Origin of the sequence: Nocardia grenadensis (genome assembly GCF_050942415.1) — a bacterium.
GTDB classification, from domain to species: Bacteria; Actinomycetota; Actinomycetes; order Mycobacteriales; family Mycobacteriaceae; genus Nocardia; species Nocardia grenadensis.
The window spans coordinates 493,276-511,916 of the sequence record NZ_CP192054.1 but is presented as its reverse complement, the minus strand read 5'-3'; the positions used below and the strand labels follow the sequence as shown (position 1 = coordinate 511,916).

The window sequence follows — 18,641 nt, the reverse complement described above, 5'->3', positions numbered from 1 at the left end:
GTACCCGGACCGGAACCGGCCTATGGAGCGAGGAAGGCCGCCAGGGCCGCCGCGTAGGCGGTCACATCGGCGGCGCCCATCATCTCCCGGGCCGAATGCATGGCCAGCTGGGGCGCACCCACGTCCACGGTCGGCATACCGGTACGCGCGGCGGTCATCGGGCCGATGGTGGAGCCGCAGGGCAGATCGGCGCGGTGCACATACCGCTGCATCGGCACTCCGGCTCGGTCGCAGGCCAGCGCGAACGCGCCCGCGCCGACGGCGTCGGTGGCGTAGCGCAGGTTCTGATTGACCTTCAGCACCGGTCCGCCGTTGATCTCGATGCCGTGCGAAGGCTCGTGCCGTTCCGGATAGTTCGGGTGGGTGGCGTGCGCCATATCGCCGGACGCGCACACCGACCCCGCGACCGCCGCAAGGAATTCGGCGCGACCACCGCCGCGGGCCAGCACGATTCGCTCCAGCACCGTGGGCAGCAGCTCGGACTGCGCGCCCCGATCGGACTGGCTGCCGACCTCCTCGTGGTCGAACACGGCGAGCACCGGGACGGCGTCGCCCGGATTCTCGACAGCGGCCCGGAAGGCGGCCAGCCCCGCGTAGCAGGTGCCCTGGTTGTCCAGGCGGGGTGCGCTGATCAGGTCCCGGCCGGCACCGATCACCCGGCTGGGTGCCAGATCGTGGGTCATCAACTCCCAGCCCAGCACCGCCCGCGGATCGACCCCGGCGGCCTCGGCCACGTAATCGAGGAATACGGCCCGTTCGTCGCCCACACCCCAGATCGCGTTCACATGCCGCTGCGGATCCAGCGTCACCCCGCGCCGATCCTCGGACAGATGGATCGCCAGCTGCGGAACCCGCAGAATCGGCTCGTCGATCCGTACCAGCCGCTCGGCCAGGCCCGACCCTTCCCGCACACTCAGCCGCCCGGAGATCCCCAGTTCACGATCCAGCCAGGAGTTCAGCCAGGCACCCCCGTATGGTTCCAGCCGCACCAACTGCCAGCCCGCGACCGTCAGGTCGGGATGCTGTTTGACCCGCAGATTCGGGCTGTCGGTATGGGCCCCCACCACCCGGAACGGCCCCGTCTGCGCCGGATCGGCCCACGCCACCAGCGACCCACCGCGCACGATGTAGTACCGCCCACCGGTACCGGGCCACCCCTGGGTCTCGTCGAGCCGGACGAAACCGTCGGCTTCCAGAACCTCGGCGATGGTCCGGCAGACATGGAACGGCGAAGGCGACGCATCGATGAACTCACACAACCCGGCGGCCGAAGCCGCAACAGCAGAACTCGGCATGCAGTGACCCTAAGCTGTGTTCATCGGCGGCGCCTCCGGCGCCGCGGGGTCGAGGTCCCCTTGGTCCCGCCGTTCAGGCCTCGAGACCGAGCTTCGCTCATGCGCTTTCGAGCCTGAACGGCGGGACGGACCTCGCCCCGTCAATGGCCTCGCCGAACTCGGCACCGCGAGGTGACTGCTGTTCGTGGAAGCGATCAGACGCGAGGTAGCCCGGGCGGTCGAGCAGGTCCGCGTCTCACGCCTCAGCGTCCGGCTCCGTATTCACAGCGAACCAGCCGCTCCTGGGAGTCCGATCCTTCAAGAAGCGACCAGCACGTCCAGCACGGACAGGAACAACCCCAACCCGTCATCACTCGGTCCGGTCAATGCCTCGGTCGCGTGTTCCGGATGCGGCATGAGTCCCACCACCCGCTTGTTCTCCGAGGCGATCCCCGCGATCGAACGCTGCGAGCCGTTGGGGTTGTCGCCCGCGTAGCGGAACACCACCCGGCCTTCGCCTTCGAGTTCGTCGAGGACCGATTCGGAGGCCTGGTAGCGACCTTCTCCGGATTTCAGCGGAACCAGGATCTGGGCGCCCGGTTCGTAGCGGGAGGTCCAGGCGCTATCGGTCGCTTCGACGCTCAGCCATTGGTCACGGCAGATGAAGTGCAGGCCCTCGTTCCGGGTGAGGGCGCCGGGCAGCAGGCCCGCCTCGCACAGCACCTGGAAGCCGTTGCAGATACCGAGTACCGGCATACCTTTGCCGGCGGCTTCGACGACGGTGCCCATCACGGGAGCGAACCGGGCGATGGCGCCGGCGCGCAGGTAGTCGCCGTAGGAGAAACCGCCGGGGACCACGACCGCGTCCACGCTCTTGAGGTCGGCGTCGCCGTGCCAGAGGGGGACGGCTTCGGCGCCGGCCAGCCGGACCGCGCGGGCGGCGTCGACATCGTCGAGAGTGCCGGGAAAGGTGATGACACCGATGCGGGCGGTCACGGGACGCGCACCACCTTCCAGTCCTCGATCACAGTGTTGGCCAGCAGCGATTCGGCGATCGAGGCGAGTTGGTCATCGCTGACGTCGTCACCGACCTCGAGTTCGAAGCGTTTGCCCTGCCGGACGTCGGTGACGCCTTCGAATCCCAGACGCGGCAGAGCGCCGGCTATGGCCTGCCCTTGCGGATCCAGGATCTCGGCCTTCGGCATCACCTCGACCACGACACGTGCCACGGATTGCTCCTCACAAAAAGGGGGTGAGCTGCGCCCGGCGCCGACGCCGGGACGCGGATGGGTTACCTGAGCAGCCTAATTGCCCACTGGCCGGAAGGTCGCGGCGGGTGACCGAACATATGCGGTACTAGCCTTGCGTGCATGCATGTAGCCCACTTCGGACACTCCTGCGTACTCGTCGAACTGAACGGGAAGAAGATTCTCTTCGATCCCGGCGCGTTCTCCCACGGTTTCGAAGGCCTCACCGGACTGGATGCGATCGCCGTCACTCATCAGCACGCCGACCATATCGATCCGAACCGGATCGACCCGCTGATCGAGGCGAATCCCGGCGCGCGGCTGCTGTCGGATCCACAGACCGCCGAACTCCGGGGCGGGGCCTGGGAGGCACTGCACGCGGGCAATGTGGTGGACCTGGACGGGCTACGGATCACCGGCGGCGGGGGCCGGCATGCGGTGATCCACCCCGAGCTGCCGGTGGTCGACAACACCGTCTTCCAGCTGGGCACCGCCGCGAACCCGACCCAGTTCGTCCATCCCGGCGATTCGCTCTGGGTGCCCTCTACTCCGGTCGATGTGCTCGCCGTCCCCGCCGCGGCCCCGTGGATGAAGATCAGCGAAGCGGTCGACTACCTGCGGTCGGTAGCACCCCGGCTGGCCTTCCCGATCCACTACGGGATCATCGCCGAGCAGGCCTGGGGTGTGTATTTCAGCCGGCTCGACGAAATGCGCAAAGCCGACACCGAATTCACCGTCCTGCGCCCGGAGAACGACGCCGAGCTCTGAACGCAGCCGACGTCCGCCAGGCCGCCGAACCGACCGGCGACGGCTACCACGCGCAGATCGATCCGGCGTGCCAGCAGTCCACCGGCGAAGTCGGAGACACCGTAGGCGGCCGCGGAGGCCAGGGCCGGCGCCGCGCCCGCCGTCATCCGGCCCGGTCCCGTTCGGCCTGACCCACCGGGCAACAGGCCCCGGTGGTGCACGAGCGCCGGTCGCAGAGCCGGCACAGCAGATCGGCATTGCCGATATCGGAGTACAGACCGGTCAGCAGCTTGTCGAGCAGCAGTGCCAGGGTCTCGCGTTCGGCGGCGTCGAGCGGGTCGAGCACATGCGCCAAGCCGCTGCCGCGGGCGGCCAGGATATTCGCCGCCGCCTGCCGGCCGCGCTCGGTGAGGCGCACGGCGATCTCACGGCCCTGCCCGGGCCGGCGCTCCACGAGTTCCCGCCGCAGCAGGGTGTCGATCATGCGCGCCGCCGCCGACTGGCTCGACCCGACCCGGCGGCCCAGTTCGGTGCCGCTCAGTCCGGGCGAGCCGGCCAGCACCACCAGCGCCGCGGCGGCGCTGGCCCCGACACCGGTGTCGTCGGCCACCCGCTCGAGCATCAAGTCGGTGACCGCCAGCGCGGCAGCGCCCAGCAGATTCGCGGTCCGGCTATGATGCATGACTCATGCATAACATGCTGCGCGCGACCGCGTCCACCCCCGGACCGGTTCGGAAAGTAGGAGCCGCCGCCCGCTATCGCCGAATGGGGCGGCGGAGTATCAGGCCGCGCGGACCGAGCGGACGGGCTCCCAGCGGTACACCTCGCTGCGCGCCCCGTGATAGAGCGCGAGGTCCACGGCGTCCAGTATCGCCTGCCGCGGACCGGGCCGACCCAGCTGCGCGGCCGAAACCGCAAGGCGGAGGACGCCGCCCCGCCGCGCGGTGCGCGCGGCGCCCAGTATCAGCGCGCGGCACCACCAGGGTTCGGCGCGGAACCCCTCCCCCATGCCGTACACCCGCGCCTTTTGCACCGAATTGCGTTCCAGATCGTAAATTCCGGTCAACCCGAGCGAAAGCCGGAAACCGAGCTCGGGCAGCGCCGCGGTCGCCCCGGCGGAAACATCCCAGCGCGGCGCCGCGAACAGGCGCGTGCGCAGGCCGACCTGCTCCATCGTCCGGTCGGCGGCGGTCAGCCGCAACAGCGCCTCGTGTCTGGGCAGCGTCGCGAACTCGGCCCGGCGCCGTTTGGTCGCGGCCTGGTCGTAGCCGTGCAGCACCACGGCGTCCCCGCGGCCGCGGCGGCCGTGCAACCATGCCAGGGTGGTGGGGTCCTCGGTGAGCCGGTATCCGCCCTTCAGCCGCGGCGCCACCAGCAGGGACAACCGCACCCCACGCTGATCCATCTCCTCGGTGAAGCCGATCGCCGCGTCCCGGGTGGCTTCCCGGACGCCCGATACCGAAACGAGCAGCTCAGCGTTCATGTACCGAGAATGACAGCCGCAGGTGTCCGTGGCATGCAGTACCGATGACCTGCGCATGCAGGTCCGGTGACCGGCCCGTGGAGCGGATATGGCCGGGCGGCGAACATCGGGACACGATCCGGTCGCCGCCCGGCGGGCCTACCTCTCCCCGAGCCCGACGGTGTCCAGCACCCAGGCGTACTCAAAGGCGACCTCGCGCCATTTCTCGTATCGCCCGCTGACCCCGCCGTGCCCGGCGCTCATCTCGGTTTTGAGCAGCAGCGGCGAATCACCGGTCTTGGTGGCGCGCAGTTTCGCGACCCATTTCGCCGGTTCCACGTACAGCACCCGGGTGTCGTTGATGCTGGTGATCGCCAGGATGGCAGGATAGTCCTTGGCCGCGATGTTCTCGTACGGCGAATACGACTTCATGTATTCGTAGACGTCTTTGTCCGCCAGCGGATTTCCCCACTCGTCCCATTCGATCACCGTCAGCGGCAACGAGGGATCGAGAATCGAGGTGAGCGGGTCGACGAACGGCACATTGGCCAGCACCCCGGCGAACAGCTCCGGCGCGATATTGGCGACCGCGCCCACCAGCAGCCCGCCCGCGCTGCCGCCGTCGGCGATCATCCGGTCCGGCGCGGTGGTGCCGTTGTCGACGAGATGCTGTGCGCAGGAGACGAAATCGGTAAAGGTGTTCTTCTTGGTGAGTGTTTTGCCGTTCTCGTACCAGAGCCGGCCCATCTCACCGCCGCCGCGCACATGGGCGATCGCGAAGACCATGCCGCGATCGAGCAGCGACAGCCGCGAGACCGAGAAACCCGGGTCCATACTCGCCTCGTAGGAGCCGTAACCATAGAGCAGCAACGGTTTCGGACCGGTGGCACGGTCGGTATCGCGCCGGGCGACGATCGAGATCGGAATCCGGGTGCCGTCCGCGGCCACCGCCCAATCACGGTGCTGCACATAATCGTTCGCATCGTAACCGCCGAGTACCGGTTGCTCCTTGCGCAGCAGCACCGCACCGGTCTCCACCACATAGTCGAAGACCTGGGTGGGCGTGATGAACGAGGTGAGCCCGAGCCGCAGCGTGGGCTGATTCCATTCCGGGCAGGAACCTAGCCCGGCACTGTAGAGCTCCAGCTCGAATTCCAGCTCGCGCAGTTCACCGTAGCCGTCCGCGGTCAGCGGCCATACCGCCACCCGGGGCAGTGCCTCGCGGCGATAGCTGAGCACCAACTGCCCGGCGAAGGCGTCGACATCCTCGAGCCGCACATCGTCACGGTGCCCGATGAGAGTGCGCAGCCGGGACGGGTCGTCGGCCGGAGCCTCGGCCAGCACGAAGTTCTCCGCCTTCACCCCGTCCACGACATCGTTGTGCAGAATCAGGAACCTGTCCTCGCCCGCCACCACCGCGTGTTCCGCCGCATACTCGACCCCTTCGCGGCGGGGCAGCAGCACCCGGAACTCACCGGTCGGATCATCCGATTCCAGCACCCAGCCCTCGGTGGTGATCTTGGACCCCACCCAGATCATCAGATACTTCTCCGACCGGGTGGCGCCGACGCTGACCCAGTAGCGCTCGTCCGGCTCGTGGAAAACCTGCACATCCGCGGCGGAAGTGTCGCCGAGCCGGTGCCGCCACACGGTATCGGGCCGCCAGGATTCGTCGACGGTCTGATAGAAGACGTGGCTGCCGTCCAGTGACCAGGTGGCCCCGGGCGCCGTCCGCGGGATCTCGTCGCCGAGCAGTTCCCCGGTCCGCAGATCCATGAAACGCAGGGTGTAGCGCTCGTCGCCGGCGGTGTCCACCGAGAACGCCAGCAGATTCCCGTCGTGGCTCACCGAGAACGCGCCGAGGGCGAAGAAATCGTGCCCTTCGGCCAGCACATTGCTGTCGAGCAGGACCTGTTCGCCGGGGATCTCGGTCCCGGCCTCGAGCTGCGGCGGCGTCCAGGCATCGATCCCGGCGGCGTTCGCGTCGATCGGGCACCGGCAGTGCACGCCGTACTGTTTGCCCTCGTAGCTGCGTGAGTAGTACCAGTACTCACCGAGCCTGGCCGGCACCGACAGATCGGTTTCCTGGGTGCGACTCTTGATCTCGTCGAAGATCTTCTCGCGCAGCGGTGCGAGATGCGCCGTCCGGGCCTCCGTATAGGCGTTCTCGGCCTCGAGGTGGGCGATGACCTCGGGGTCCTCCTTGTCCCGCAGCCATTCGTATTCGTCGACGAACCGGTCGCCGTGGTGTACCCGCTCGAACGGGACCGTCTTCGCCGTGGGCGCGACCGCCGCGGCCGCCGCGTCGGTTACCGGACTACCACTGTCAGCCATGGCCACCACCGTAGCGGCCCGCGCCGGACCACCGGCGGAGACCGCATCCGGCGGGTACCGGCCGAACGATCAGGCGCCGATCGCGGGGCCGATGATCGGCCAGGACGCCTTCAGATGGTCGTTCCAGTACGACCACGAATGGGTGCCGACCGGGCTGTAGTCGACCCGCAGCGGCAGCCCCGCGGCCCGCGCCTTGTGCTCGAACGAGATCACACAGGCGTCGACCGCGAATTCGATCGGCCCGCCGAGCACGATGTTCTCCGGCAGCTGCGGTTTCAACTCCAGTTCGTGCGGTCCGGGCAGGCCGGTACCGGTCGACAGGAACAGCGTCTTGCCGCGCAACCGGTCCAGCATCAGTGCCGGGTCATGGGCCGCCCAGTCCGGGCCGCCGACGGGCCCCCACATATTGGCCGGGTCGCCGCCCCTGGTCATGATGGAGAACTGCACCGCGCCGGCCGCCATCGCGGTATCCGGGCAGGCGCTGTACCCGGCGACCGCGGTGTAGAGCTGCGGATGCCGGGCGGCGAGGATATAGGCGGCGTGCCCGCCCATGGACAGGCCACCGATCGCGTTCTGCCCGTCACCGGCGAAATTGCCGTCGATGATCGGCGGTAGTTCCCGGGTCAGGAACGTCTCCCACCGATAGCGGCCCAGGGCCGGATCGTCGCGCTGCCAGTCGGTGAAATAGCTGGCCTTACCGCCGACCGGGAGGACGACATTGACATTCTTGCCGAGGAAGAAACGTTCGGCCTCGGTGGCATTGGTCCAGGTGCTCTGGCCGACGCCGGGATCGAGCCCGTCGAGCAGGTAGTAGGTGGGCCGGCTGCCGCCCCCGGCCGGATGCAGCACCTGCACCTGTACGACCTGGTTCATGGCGGGCGAGGAGACGAATACCGCCGAACGGGTCGGGCCGAGTTCATCGATCCGGACGATTTCGGCCGCGGCCGCCGATGCGGGGCGGAGCACAGGGAGCCCGGCAGCCAAACCGATCACCCCCAGCATCAGTACAGCTATCCGAAAACAACGCACGATCGCACCTCCCTGGCCCACCCCGGAAACTAGCTCATGCCAATGCTCACCATCTCGCTCGGCGATAGCGCACTATCGGCATATTCACAGCAAACATGCCGACAGTAGACGAAAAACGATCTTACGTGTCCATATCGATACGATCCGCGGAATCGCTCTCCGAGTGGGAAACTCACCGTCTCCGCTGCAGCGCGCCCCGGATGGAACCGGCCAGATAGTCCAGATCCGCCCGCGGCGGCGTCCGCGGCCGCCCCCGCAAACCGAATCCGTCCCCCGGAGTGCGGGGAATGACGTGCAGATGGACATGGAACACCTCCTGCCCCGCGGTCACACCGTCGGCCAGGAAGAAATTCACCCCGTCGCAGGCCACCTCACTGTCCCGCAACGCCGCCGCCAGCAGCTGCCCCACCTGGAACAATTTCCCGCCGAGCACCGGGTCGAGCTCGGCGAGATCCCGCGCCGGTTTCTTGGGCACCACCAGCAGATGCCCCGGCGTCATCGGCCGGATATCCATGAACGCGAGCACATCGTCGTCCTCGTACACCCGGCTCGCCGGCGCCCGCCCGGCCACAATGTCGGAAAAGATCGAATACGGATCCATGCTGTGTATATTGGCGCGCCTTCGGCGCGCGGGGTCGAGGCCCCCTCGGCGCCACAGGCGGCGCCAGAAACTCAAAGGATCGGCGACGGCGTATACCGGGCAGCTTCCGGGTAGGCGGAAGTCAGCTTGCCCACCTGTGCCACCACCTCCGCCACCTGCGCGTCGGCCGCTCCGATGAACGCCGACTTCTCCGCCAGCGCGGCATCCAAGGCGGCCCGGTCCAGGGGCAGACGGTCGTCGGCGGCCAGGCGGTCCAGCAGATCGGGTTCGCGGCCCTGTTCCCGCATCGCCAGCGCGACCGCCACCGCGTGCTCCTTGATCACTTCGTGTGCGGCTTCCCGGCCGACACCGGCCCGGACCGCGGCCATGAGGATGCGCGTGGTGGCGAGGAACGGCAGGTAGCGATCGAGTTCGTTGGCGATCACCGCCGGGTAGGCACCGAATTCGGCCAGCACGGTCAGGAAGGTCTCCATCATGCCGTCGATCGCGAAGAAGGCGTCCGGCAGCGCGACCCGGCGGACCACCGAGCAGAAGACATCGCCTTCGTTCCACTGCGCACCGGCCAGTTCGGCGGCCATCGAGCCGTATCCGCGCAGCACCACCTGCAGGCCGTTGACCCGTTCGCAGGAGCGGGTGTTCATCTTGTGCGGCATGGCCGAGCTGCCGACCTGGCCCGGCTGGAAACCCTCGGTCACCAGTTCGTGGCCGGCCATCAGCCGGATGGTGTGGGCCAGCGAGGACTGCGCGGCACCGATCTGCACCAGCGCGGACAGCACATCGTGGTCCAGCGAACGCGGATAGACCTGGCCGACGCTGGTCAGCACGCTGGTGAAGCCCAGGTGCCGGGAGACCTGCTGTTCGAGCGCGGTCAGTTTCGCGGCGTCACCGCCGAGCAGATCCAGCATGTCCTGCGCGGTACCCATCGGGCCCTTGATCCCGCGCAGCGGATAGCGGTCGACGAGTTCCCGCAGCCGGGTGAGCCCGATGAGTAGTTCGTCGGCGGCCGAGGCGAATCGTTTGCCCAGCGTGGTGGCCTGCGCGGCGACATTGTGGGAGCGACCGGCCATCACCAGCGTCTGATATTCGGCGGCCCGTTCGGCCAACCGGGCGGCCACCGCCACACCGTGGGAGTGGATGTGTTCCAGCGACAGGCGGATCTGCAACTGCTCCACGTTCTCGGTGAGATCGCGGCTGGTCATCCCCTTGTGCACATGTTCGTGTCCGGCGAGCGCGTTGAACTCCTCGATCCGGGCCTTCACATCGTGGCGGGTCACCCGTTCCCGTTCGGCGATGGCGGCCAGGTCGACCTGTTCGACGACCCGTTCGTAGTCCTCGACGACCCCGGGCGGTACATCGATACCGAGTTCGGCCTGAGCGCGCAGCACCTCCAGCCACAGCCGCCGCTCGAGCACGATCTTCTGCTCGGGAGACCACAGATGCACCAGCTGCGGGCTGGCGTAGCGGGTGGCGAGGACATTGGGGATCAGGTCTGAGGTCACGTCCGGTCAGTCTAATGACCGGTAGCGGTCGATCGGCTGGTGCGTCGCCGGAGCGACGATATCGATGACCTCCAGCAGCGCGCCACGGGCCGTCCGGCGGGGTTGCGGGTCGGATTCGCTGAGGGCGGCGACCACCGCGCCGTCGACCACCGCGACCAGCCTGCGCAGTTGTTCGGGCCGCACCATCCGGTCGGATCGGCGCAGCACATCGGAAAGCAGCTCGTCCAGCTGCCCGCGTAGTCGGAGCTGGACCTCGCGCAGCTCGGGGTGGCGGGCCGAGGCGACGGTGCGTTCGTAGCGGGCGATCAACCGCCCGCGCGCGCCCTCGTCCACGCCCTCGGGACCGATCAGCAGGTCGAGCACCAGGTCTACGGTCGCCTCCGCACCGCGGCGGCGGTGGGTCACCTCGCCGATCCGCCGCCGCATGGCCTCGAGTTCGGCGTTGCCGCTGAACTCGACCGCCCGCGCGATCAGATCCTCGAGCGATTCGAAGTAATAGGTCGTGGAGGCCAGCGGCAGTTCGGCGCGGGTCGCGACCGAGCGATGCCGCACCGCGTCGAAACCGCCTTCGAGCAGTAACTCGGCAGCGGCAGCCACCAGCGCCTGGCGACGCCGTTCACCCTTCGGAGTCGTCGCGGTTATCACCGTGCCATCGTGCCAGTCTTCATGAACACTTCCGTGCGAAATCAGGGAAAGGGGAAACAACCATCGATGTTTCTACCGCATCCACGCGGCGATGTTGTCGTACTGTGGAAAATCATTGCCGTGCACGGGGTCGGCCTGTGCTCTGCCGCAAGTAGTCCCGGAGCCGGGTGAGCGCCGCTTCGATCTCCGCCGTAGCCCCGGCGAAGGACAGGCGGATGGTGTGATGCCCGTTGACGGTGTCGAAATCCAGGCCCGGTGCCAGCGCCACCCCGGTGTTGGCCAGTACGTCCGCGCACCAGGCCATGGAATCATCGGTGAGGTGCCCGATATCGGCGTAGGCGTAGAAGGCGCCGTCGGCGGGCGCGAGGTCGGTGATACCGAGCCCGGCCAGCCCTTCCAACAGGACGGCGCGGTTGACCGCGTACCGGTGCACATGCGCGTCGAGTTCGGTTCGCGCTTCGTCACCGAACGCGTGCAGTGCCGCGTACTGCGAGATCGCGGGCGGGCAGACGGTCATATTCGATGCCAGCCGCTGGAGCGCCGGGCGCAGTGCGGGCGGTGCCAGCATCCAGCCCAGTCGCCAGCCGGTCATCGAGAAGTACTTCGACACCGATCCGATGACCACTCCCGCGCGGGAGGTCTCCCAGGCCGAGGCGGTCCGCTCCCCGCCGTAGGTGATGCCGTGATAGATCTCGTCGGAGATCAACAGCGTGCCGTGCGTATCGCACCAGCGGGCCAGTGCCGCGAGTTCGTCGGGGTCGATCATGGTGCCGGTCGGATTGGCGGGGCTGGCCACGATCAGGCCCCGCGGCGGTTCCGGAAGTTCTTCGAGCATGGCCACGGTCGGCTGGAACCTGGTCTCGGCGCGACAGTCCAGTTCGACCACCCGGCAGCCGAGCGCGGCCAGCGTATTGCGGTAGGCCGGGTAGCCGGGGCGTGCGACCACCACCGTGTCACCGGGATCGAACGCCGCCAGGAAGATGAGGGTGAACGCGCCGGAGGACCCGGTGGTGACCACGACGTCGTCGGGATCCACCGGGTAACCGTAGGTTCGGTGATGATGCCCGGCGATCGCCTGACGTAGCGGCAGGATGCCGAAAGTCTCTGTGTAACCGAGTAATTCGGCATCAATAGCGGTTTTCGTGGCCCGTAGCACCGGTGCCGGTGCCGGTGTCGAGGGCTGCCCGGCCGCGAGACTCAGTACGTCGCCGTGCGTTCGGGCGCGTTCGGCGGCGGCTTTCCAGACATCCATCACGTAGAAAGGTGGGATGGTCGAGCGCCGAGATTCAGTGGACACCCGACCGACGGTAGAACACTGCTTCGAGCGGTTCGACAGCTATGGTCTGCTCTGATGCTCGACAAGGCCGGCCGGCGGGCCGACGGCCCGCCAACACAGGACCCCGATTCCACCGCGCCCGGGCGCGGGACCGGGGCTCTGCGCCGACGCTGGAACCGGGCCGTGCACCCGCTTTCCGCGGCGATTCGCCGGGACACGCGCCCGGGTGCGACGACCGCGCCGCCCGAACCTGCCGGTCACGAACTCGCCACCCACTCCGCCCGGAAACCACCGGCCCGGCACGACTCGGAGCAGGAATCCGCTGAACATCACTCCGGCGCGGTCCACACCGGATCGGAGCAGGCTCCTGCCGACCACGACCCCGGCGCGGTTGCCACCGGATCGGAGCATGATCCCGCCGACCACGACCCCGGCGCGGCCCACACCGGCGCGGCGGCAACGGGTCCGGGCCCCGGCGACGCACCGGAAACCACAGCTCCGGCATGCGGTGGTGACAGCCGGCCGGAAACCACAGGTCACGATCCCGCTCCCGGTCCCGACGATCCCGAACCCGGCACCGACGCGCGGTCCACATCCCTGGACCGCGCGGCAGCGACCGGTGGCGGCCTGGTCATCGCCCCCGGCTGGCGGGAGCGCGCCGCCGCGCAGGCCCGGACACCGGGACCCCGGGTGGTCGCCGCCCACCGGTGGCTGCGGCGATCCGCGGTGGTCGCCGCCCACCGGTGGCTGCGGCGATCCGCGGTGGATCTCTGGTCCCGCCGTCCCACCCGCGCCGAACTCGTCGACCTCGTCGCGCGCAGGCCGTCCGCCGAGGACATCGCCGTCGCGGCCCGGCGCCACCGTGTCCTCATCGGCGTCCTACTGCTCGCCCTGCTGCTGGCGGCGGGCGACGGATCCGCGGGTATCTCGGTCACCGACCGGAGCCCGGCTCCCGGGATCGCCTACCGCGTGGCTCTCGCCCATCCGCTGCAGTTGTCCGCGCCGGTGCCGTCGGTGCGTCGCTATCTCGATGCCATCGACAATGGGGAACGCCTGCGCGAACAGGCGGTGGTGGCCGCGGCCGCCCGGGCCACTCTGGAACGCGCCAAGGCCGAAGCCGCGGCCGCGGTCGCCGGCCAGGAGCAGCCCTGGATCAATACCGCGCCGGCGCCCGGCGGGCTCGAGGGCGGGCTGATCCCGCCCGGCGCCGTGCCGCCCGGCGCCGGTGGTTACGTCCTGCCCGCGCCGGGCACCTTCACCTCCGGTTTCGGCAGCCGGTGGGGCACCTTCCATCGCGGTATCGATATCGCCGGCCCGATCGGCACCCCGATCTACGCCGTCGCGAGCGGCACCGTAATCGATGCGGGTCCGGCCGCCGGTTTCGGTCTGTGGGTGCGGATACGGCACGACGACGGCGCGATCTCGGTCTACGGCCATATGTACGATTTCTTCGTCTCGGTCGGGGAACGGGTCCCCGCCGGTATGCAGATCGCACGAATGGGCAACCGCGGCGATTCCACCGGACCGCATCTGCATTTCGAGATCGTCTTGGACGGTCAGCACGTCGATCCGCAGCGCTGGCTCGCACTGCACGGGCTTTCATACAACTGAGCCAGAACCTCCGGGGGAATCTCGAAGACCACGAAAATTGGATCACCGAATAACGGCCTTCTGGAGGACTTACACGGATGTAAGTCCTGGTCCATCGATTTCTCTCAGCAGAATAAAACCGACCGTTATACTTTCGTTTAACTTCTGTTAACCTACCGCAATCAATCTGTGATTTGCCAGATAACGAATCGCAAGTTCGTTTGTCGCACGGTTATCGAGTTCTTCCGAAATTCCGAGCGACCGGTCGCCCCGGCGGGTGCAGTGTGCCATCGGCGCGGACAACTGAATCTCCCATTCCCAACACAAGTAATCGAGAAGCAGCGCAACGATTACGCCGGCGGCCATGACGCTCGGCGGCGGAAACCTGCGCGCTGTCGGAGAGCCGTTCCCATGCGTTTACGAAACCTGTTACCGCTCGTCGCCGTCGCCGCTGCCGTCGTGGTACCCACCCAGGCGCACGCCGACGCACCCATCACCGGTGTACCCGCAGTACTGCAAGCCCCGGCCCAGCAGGCACAGCAGCAGCTCCACCGGTGGCAGCAGCAGCTGCCACCGGTGCAACAGAACGGGCTGCAGCAGTCGCTACCGGAGACCATTCAACCGGTGTCCTACTCCAACAACCTGGACGGCTGGATCCGCAACGCACTGCATGTCCTCGGCCGGCACGGCATCCCGGCCAGCTACGACGGCATCCACCGGAATGCCATGCGCGAGTCCAGCGGTGACCCCTACGCGATCAATCTCTCGGACTCCAATGCCGCGGCGGGCACCCCATCGAAGGGGCTCATGCAGGTCATCGATCCCACGTTCGCCGCCTACCACGTGGACGGCACCTCCTGGGATATCTACGACCCGGTCGCCAATATCGCCGCGGCCTGCAACTACGCCGCCCACCGCTACGGCTCCATCGACAACGTCTTCGGAGCCTACTGATCAGCCGGTCGGAAGATCGGCCCCGGTGCGGGCGAGCGCACGCCGCAGCGCCGCCCGCACCGCCGGGTATCAGAGAGAGATACGGTCCTCGACAGCGGCCAGTCCGATATCGGAGCGGTAGTGGCTACCGGTCAGTTTGATACCGGCCAAACGGTCGTAGGCCGCCTCCCGCGCCGCCGCCAGATCGGTACCGGTGCCGACGATACTGAGCACGCGCCCACCCGCGGAGACCAGCGCGCCATCCGCACGCTGCGCCGTCCCGGCATGCAGCACCGTCGCCGCGTCGTCGGTCGCCGCGTCCCCGGCACCACTGATCACATCGCCCGAGCGCGGCCGGGCCGGATAGTTCTCCGCGGCCAGCACCACGGTGATCGCGGCGCCGTCGCGCCAGCGCGGCGCGGACGTTTCGGCCAGAGTGCCGGTGGCGGTGGCGTACAGCAGTTCGCCGAGCGGGCTGTCCAGCAGGGCGAGCACCGCCTGGGTCTCCGGGTCACCGAACCGGCAGTTGAACTCCACCACCGCGGGCCCGGCCGCGCCCATTGCCAGCCCCGCGTACAGCAGACCGCTGAAAGCGGCGTCGCGCCGGACCAATTCGGCGGCCACCGGAGCCACCACCTCGTCGACGATCTGCTCGACCGTCCCGCCGGGCAGCCACGGCAGCGGTGTGTAGGCACCCATTCCGCCGGTATTGGGCCCGGTATCACCGTCCCCCACCCGCTTGTGATCCTGCGCGGGCAGCAGCGGCACCACCGTTTCCCCGTCGACCAGGCAGAACAGCGAAACCTCCGGGCCGTCCAGGAACGATTCCAACAGCACCGGATGGCCCTGTTCGAGCAGTTCGGCGGCATGCCCGCGGGCCACCGAACGGTCGGGGGTGACCACCACACCCTTGCCCGCGGCCAGCCCGTCGTCCTTGACCACCCAGGTCGGGCCGAAACGGTCCAGCGCCGCATCCAATTCGGCGGGCGAGTCCACCACCTCGCTGTGCGCGGTACGGACCCCGGCCACCGCCATCACATCCTTGGCGAATGCCTTCGATCCCTCGATCCGGGCTGCCGCGGCCGACGGGCCGAAACAGGCGATCCCGGCCGCGCGCACCGCATCGGCCACGCCCAGGACCAGCGGCACCTCCGGGCCGATCACCACCAGATCCGCGGCCACCTCCCGGGCCAGCGCGGCCACCGCTTCTCCGGAACTCGGATCCACCGGCCGCACCTGCGCGTGCTGGGCGATACCGGCGTTACCGGGCGCGGCGACGATCGCGCTCACCGCCGGATCACGGCACAGCGCAAGGACGAGGGCGTGTTCACGGGCTCCGGAACCGATGACGAGTACTCGCACCCGGACAGCTTATAGGTGCCGTATCGATCCCCGGCGGGGTAGGTTCACCGCCGGCCCCGGCCCGGTACCAGCGACTTCACCCCGCCGGCGACCATCTGTGGATGATGGAGGAAACACCTTGAACAGGTGGACAACCCGCGCGCCGGACCCAGCGATCCCGGTGCGCGCATACGGGAGGACGTGCGAATGGGTCTGATGGACGGAATCATGGGAAACGCCGGACAGGTGGAGCCGGCCCGGGCCCAACAGGAATACCAGCGGCTACTCGGCAACGGCGAACAGGTCTACTCCGCCTACATCCTCGTCCGCGACGCCATGCTGTTCACCAACCGGCGGCTCATCCTCATCGACAAACAGGGCCTGTCCGGCCGCAAGGTGAGCTACCACAGCATCCCCTACCGCTCGATCACCCATTTCGCGGTGGAGACAGCGGGCACCTTCGACCTCGACGCGGAGCTGGTGCTGTGGATCTCGGGCACCGACACGCCACTGCAGAAAAAGTTCAACCGCCAGGTCGACATCTACGAGGTACAGGGAATTCTGTCCCACTTCGTCGGGGCATGAGGTGTGGCGGGCGCGGCGACACTAGTCTCGCCCCATGGCTTCTGTTTTCAGTGCGATCATCGCCGGTGACCTGCCGGGCCGGTTCGTCTGGGAGGACGACGAATTCGTCGGGTTTCTCACCATCGCTCCGGTGACGCCGGGACACACCCTCGTGGTGCCCCGCAAAGAGATCGATCAGTGGCAGGACATCGAGCCCGAGGTCTTCGCGCGCCTGAACGGAGTCGCGCAGAAGATCGGCCAGGCCGTGCGCGCGGCCTGGGACGCGCCGCGGGCGGGTCTGCTGATCGCGGGACTCGAGGTCCCGCATCTGCACGTACACGTGTTCCCGGCGTTCACCATGGGGAATTTCGATATCTCCGGCGCCGACCCGAACCCGCGGCCGGAGTCCCTCGACGACGCGCAGGCACGGATCAAGCAGGCGCTCCGCGACCTCGGCCACGGCGCGAACGTGCCCGCCTGACTCAGGCCCGGTCCCACCGCTGCCCCGGCTGCGCGAATCGTCGGCCCGGTAGAACCGCTCGAAGACCCCCGCGGCCTGTTCCGGTGACCTCCCCGGCCCGGTATCGGCCACCTCCAGCCGGACCTCCTCCCGGTCGGGTGTCGACCGCGCGGTCAGCACGGTATCGGGCGGGGTGTGCACGAGCGGGTTGTTCAGCAGGTTCGCCGGTACCGGAACCGGGCCGCACCTCGAAACGGATCGTATGCTCCGGGTCCCGGCGGGCCCGTGCGGTGGCGACGCCGCGCGCACTGTGCAACGGCGACGCTGGTCAAGGTCAGCAGGTCGACCGGCGCGTGTTCCACCGGACGCTCGGCATCGAGCCGGGCCGGCATCAGCAGATCCTCGACCAGCAGGCCCGTCCGTTTCGATTTGCGTTCGATCCGGTCGAGCAGCATACCCGTATCCCCGGTGGCGCCCTGCCGGTTCAACTCGGCGAAACCCTTGATCGTGGTCAGCGGCGTCCGCAACTCGTGGCCGGCGTCGGCGACGAAACGGCGCCGCTTCTCCTCGGACCGATGTACGAGCCGGCCCGGCCGGAGCCCGACCGAGCGGCGGTACTCCGGCCGGAACAGAAGAACAGGACTATGAGGCGCAGCCGATTGCGCTCCCTACGTCAGCGGGCACGCCGTGCCTGTTCACACAGTCGAGGCCCTCGCCTACATCGATCACGCGCCAGTGCGTGTACCCGTTCTGCTCCGAGTACTCGAACAGATACATGACCGGGTGGAGGGTGCCCTCCGGATATGCCATCGCCGACGCGAAGTTGCCGCTGCATCGCGCCTGCTGAAGATCAGCGAGTGGATACTGCGGCATCCCTGTCATTCGCAACGTCGTTATCAAGTACTCGCGGGTCACCTCGGCACAGGGATCGGCCACCGGCCCTTCTACCGGCGGTGCCGGCTGTCCCTCCACCGGCCGTCCGGCATCGGGTCCGGCGCCCTCGCCGACGGGCATCGAAGGCGGCGAAGTGGACGCCGCGGTTTCGGTAGTCGTCGTAACAGATGCGGCAGCAGTGCCGGACGTGGCCGGACCGGCCTCGGCGGCACGCCCACCATCGCATCCGGCGACAGCCAGTGCGATGGTCATCGCTGAAGCAGCGAACAGAACAGGTCGGATCATATTGTCTCCTGGCCAGAGCCCGCCTTCAGGGCGGTTGATTTCGATATCTACTGCGAGAATGCGGATTTCATAGGAGCCGTGCCGCCACCCCGCGCGAACTGCTCCGTGGGGACGGTGGTTACCGCATCCCGCTCACTGCCACCGCGCGAGGGTCAGTCCCGGTAGATGACTACCTGAGCGTTGGTAGCGGTCCCGACACTCATAGGTCCCAAGCACGAGGCCGTTCCGGTGCCGGACGGGCTGAAGGAACCGCTCCACGAGCCCCGGTACGGGCCGACGGCCATGAGGGGAAACGCATTGGGCACGCCGTGTAGGCCGAAACACTCGATGGTCAGTGCGTACTCCCGTCCGGCGGGCGCGTCGTCATGGCATGTCGCCGTTGCGCCGACCAGGTCCCGAGTGACAACACAGTCCTGCGGTGCGGCTTGGGCCGCAGCGGAACCGAGAACTGTGGGGAATG

At 68.2% G+C, this 18,641-nt stretch carries 17 protein-coding genes and 1 pseudogene; 5 read left to right on the top strand and 13 right to left on the bottom strand.

Translation table 11 applies throughout. From position 1 onward, the window contains the following. Positions 1 to 20: 20 nt before the first annotated feature. The 3 genes from ACQPYS_RS02390 to purS form a co-directional block, all read right to left on the bottom strand. Positions 21 to 1,295: a M18 family aminopeptidase gene (locus ACQPYS_RS02390; RefSeq protein WP_433491581.1), complete on the bottom strand. Its 1,275-nt coding sequence runs from the start codon at positions 1,293 to 1,295 to the stop codon at positions 21 to 23. A gap of 297 nt (positions 1,296 to 1,592) precedes the next feature. Beyond that, positions 1,593 to 2,270, bottom strand: a complete 678-nt coding sequence (gene purQ / locus ACQPYS_RS02385) for a phosphoribosylformylglycinamidine synthase subunit PurQ (RefSeq protein WP_431940734.1) — start codon at positions 2,268 to 2,270, stop codon at positions 1,593 to 1,595. Beyond that, entirely contained in the window at positions 2,267 to 2,503 is a 237-nt protein-coding gene (gene purS, locus ACQPYS_RS02380; protein ID WP_030522869.1) for a phosphoribosylformylglycinamidine synthase subunit PurS, read from the bottom strand. Before purS ends, purQ begins: the two co-directional genes overlap by 4 nt. Before the next feature lie 141 nt (positions 2,504 to 2,644). Between purS and ACQPYS_RS02375 the strand changes: the two genes are divergently transcribed. Beyond that, positions 2,645 to 3,289 (top strand): MBL fold metallo-hydrolase, encoded by a 645-nt coding sequence (locus ACQPYS_RS02375; protein WP_431940735.1) that lies wholly within the window; start codon positions 2,645 to 2,647, stop codon positions 3,287 to 3,289. A gap of 142 nt (positions 3,290 to 3,431) precedes the next feature. Here ACQPYS_RS02375 and ACQPYS_RS02370 read toward each other — a convergent pair whose 3' ends face one another. The 8 genes from ACQPYS_RS02370 to ACQPYS_RS02335 all read right to left on the bottom strand — a co-directional run bounded on the left by ACQPYS_RS02370 (position 3,432) and on the right by ACQPYS_RS02335 (position 12,135). Then, positions 3,432 to 3,950 carry a MarR family transcriptional regulator gene (locus tag ACQPYS_RS02370; protein WP_431940736.1) on the bottom strand — a complete coding sequence of 173 codons (519 nt, stop codon included), beginning with the start codon at positions 3,948 to 3,950 and terminating at the stop codon, positions 3,432 to 3,434. Positions 3,951 to 4,049: 99 nt separating this feature from the next. Beyond that, complete coding sequence (locus ACQPYS_RS02365; protein ID WP_433491580.1) at positions 4,050 to 4,751, bottom strand: DUF2334 domain-containing protein; 702 nt, start codon at positions 4,749 to 4,751, stop codon at positions 4,050 to 4,052. 138 nt (positions 4,752 to 4,889) lie between these two features. Further along, positions 4,890 to 7,064, bottom strand: coding sequence for a S9 family peptidase (locus ACQPYS_RS02360; RefSeq protein ID WP_433491579.1), 2,175 nt, complete (start codon positions 7,062 to 7,064; stop codon positions 4,890 to 4,892). A 69-nt stretch (positions 7,065 to 7,133) separates the two neighbouring features. Next, positions 7,134 to 8,066, bottom strand: coding sequence for an alpha/beta hydrolase (locus tag ACQPYS_RS02355; RefSeq protein ID WP_433492953.1), 933 nt, complete (start codon positions 8,064 to 8,066; stop codon positions 7,134 to 7,136). Between the two features lie 199 nt (positions 8,067 to 8,265). After that, positions 8,266 to 8,694: an HIT family protein gene (locus ACQPYS_RS02350; RefSeq protein WP_431940739.1), complete on the bottom strand. Its 429-nt coding sequence runs from the start codon at positions 8,692 to 8,694 to the stop codon at positions 8,266 to 8,268. Between the two features lie 71 nt (positions 8,695 to 8,765). Continuing rightward, entirely contained in the window at positions 8,766 to 10,193 is a 1,428-nt protein-coding gene (gene purB / locus ACQPYS_RS02345) for an adenylosuccinate lyase (RefSeq protein ID WP_174551677.1), read from the bottom strand. Between the two features lie 6 nt (positions 10,194 to 10,199). Further along, the gene (locus ACQPYS_RS02340; protein WP_063062236.1) at positions 10,200 to 10,838 is read right to left on the bottom strand and encodes a TetR/AcrR family transcriptional regulator; all 639 of its coding nucleotides are present in this window, start codon (positions 10,836 to 10,838) and stop codon (positions 10,200 to 10,202) included. A gap of 112 nt (positions 10,839 to 10,950) precedes the next feature. Further along, complete coding sequence (locus tag ACQPYS_RS02335) at positions 10,951 to 12,135, bottom strand: pyridoxal phosphate-dependent aminotransferase (protein WP_157107161.1); 1,185 nt, start codon at positions 12,133 to 12,135, stop codon at positions 10,951 to 10,953. Between the two features lie 54 nt (positions 12,136 to 12,189). Between ACQPYS_RS02335 and ACQPYS_RS02330 the strand changes: the two genes are divergently transcribed. Then, positions 12,190 to 13,725: a peptidoglycan DD-metalloendopeptidase family protein gene (locus ACQPYS_RS02330; protein WP_433491578.1), complete on the top strand. Its 1,536-nt coding sequence runs from the start codon at positions 12,190 to 12,192 to the stop codon at positions 13,723 to 13,725. Between the two features lie 390 nt (positions 13,726 to 14,115). Continuing rightward, a complete protein-coding gene (locus ACQPYS_RS02325) occupies positions 14,116 to 14,658 on the top strand; it encodes a transglycosylase SLT domain-containing protein (RefSeq protein WP_431940742.1) in 543 nt (180 codons plus the stop codon). A gap of 69 nt (positions 14,659 to 14,727) precedes the next feature. Here ACQPYS_RS02325 and purD read toward each other — a convergent pair whose 3' ends face one another. Continuing rightward, positions 14,728 to 15,999 (bottom strand): phosphoribosylamine--glycine ligase, encoded by a 1,272-nt coding sequence (gene purD / locus ACQPYS_RS02320; RefSeq protein WP_431940743.1) that lies wholly within the window; start codon positions 15,997 to 15,999, stop codon positions 14,728 to 14,730. 186 nt (positions 16,000 to 16,185) lie between these two features. Between purD and ACQPYS_RS02315 the strand changes: the two genes are divergently transcribed. Both ACQPYS_RS02315 and ACQPYS_RS02310 read left to right on the top strand, forming a co-directional pair. Further along, positions 16,186 to 16,563 (top strand): PH domain-containing protein, encoded by a 378-nt coding sequence (locus tag ACQPYS_RS02315; RefSeq protein ID WP_030522883.1) that lies wholly within the window; start codon positions 16,186 to 16,188, stop codon positions 16,561 to 16,563. 34 nt (positions 16,564 to 16,597) lie between these two features. Continuing rightward, positions 16,598 to 17,023 carry an HIT family protein gene (locus ACQPYS_RS02310; protein WP_063035445.1) on the top strand — a complete coding sequence of 142 codons (426 nt, stop codon included), beginning with the start codon at positions 16,598 to 16,600 and terminating at the stop codon, positions 17,021 to 17,023. A 6-nt stretch (positions 17,024 to 17,029) separates the two neighbouring features. Here the strand turns inward: ACQPYS_RS02310 and ACQPYS_RS02305 are convergent. Next, positions 17,030 to 17,577 (bottom strand): annotated as a pseudogene (locus ACQPYS_RS02305) (sensor histidine kinase); the annotation flags it as partial. Between the last annotated feature and the right edge of the window lie 1,064 nt (positions 17,578 to 18,641).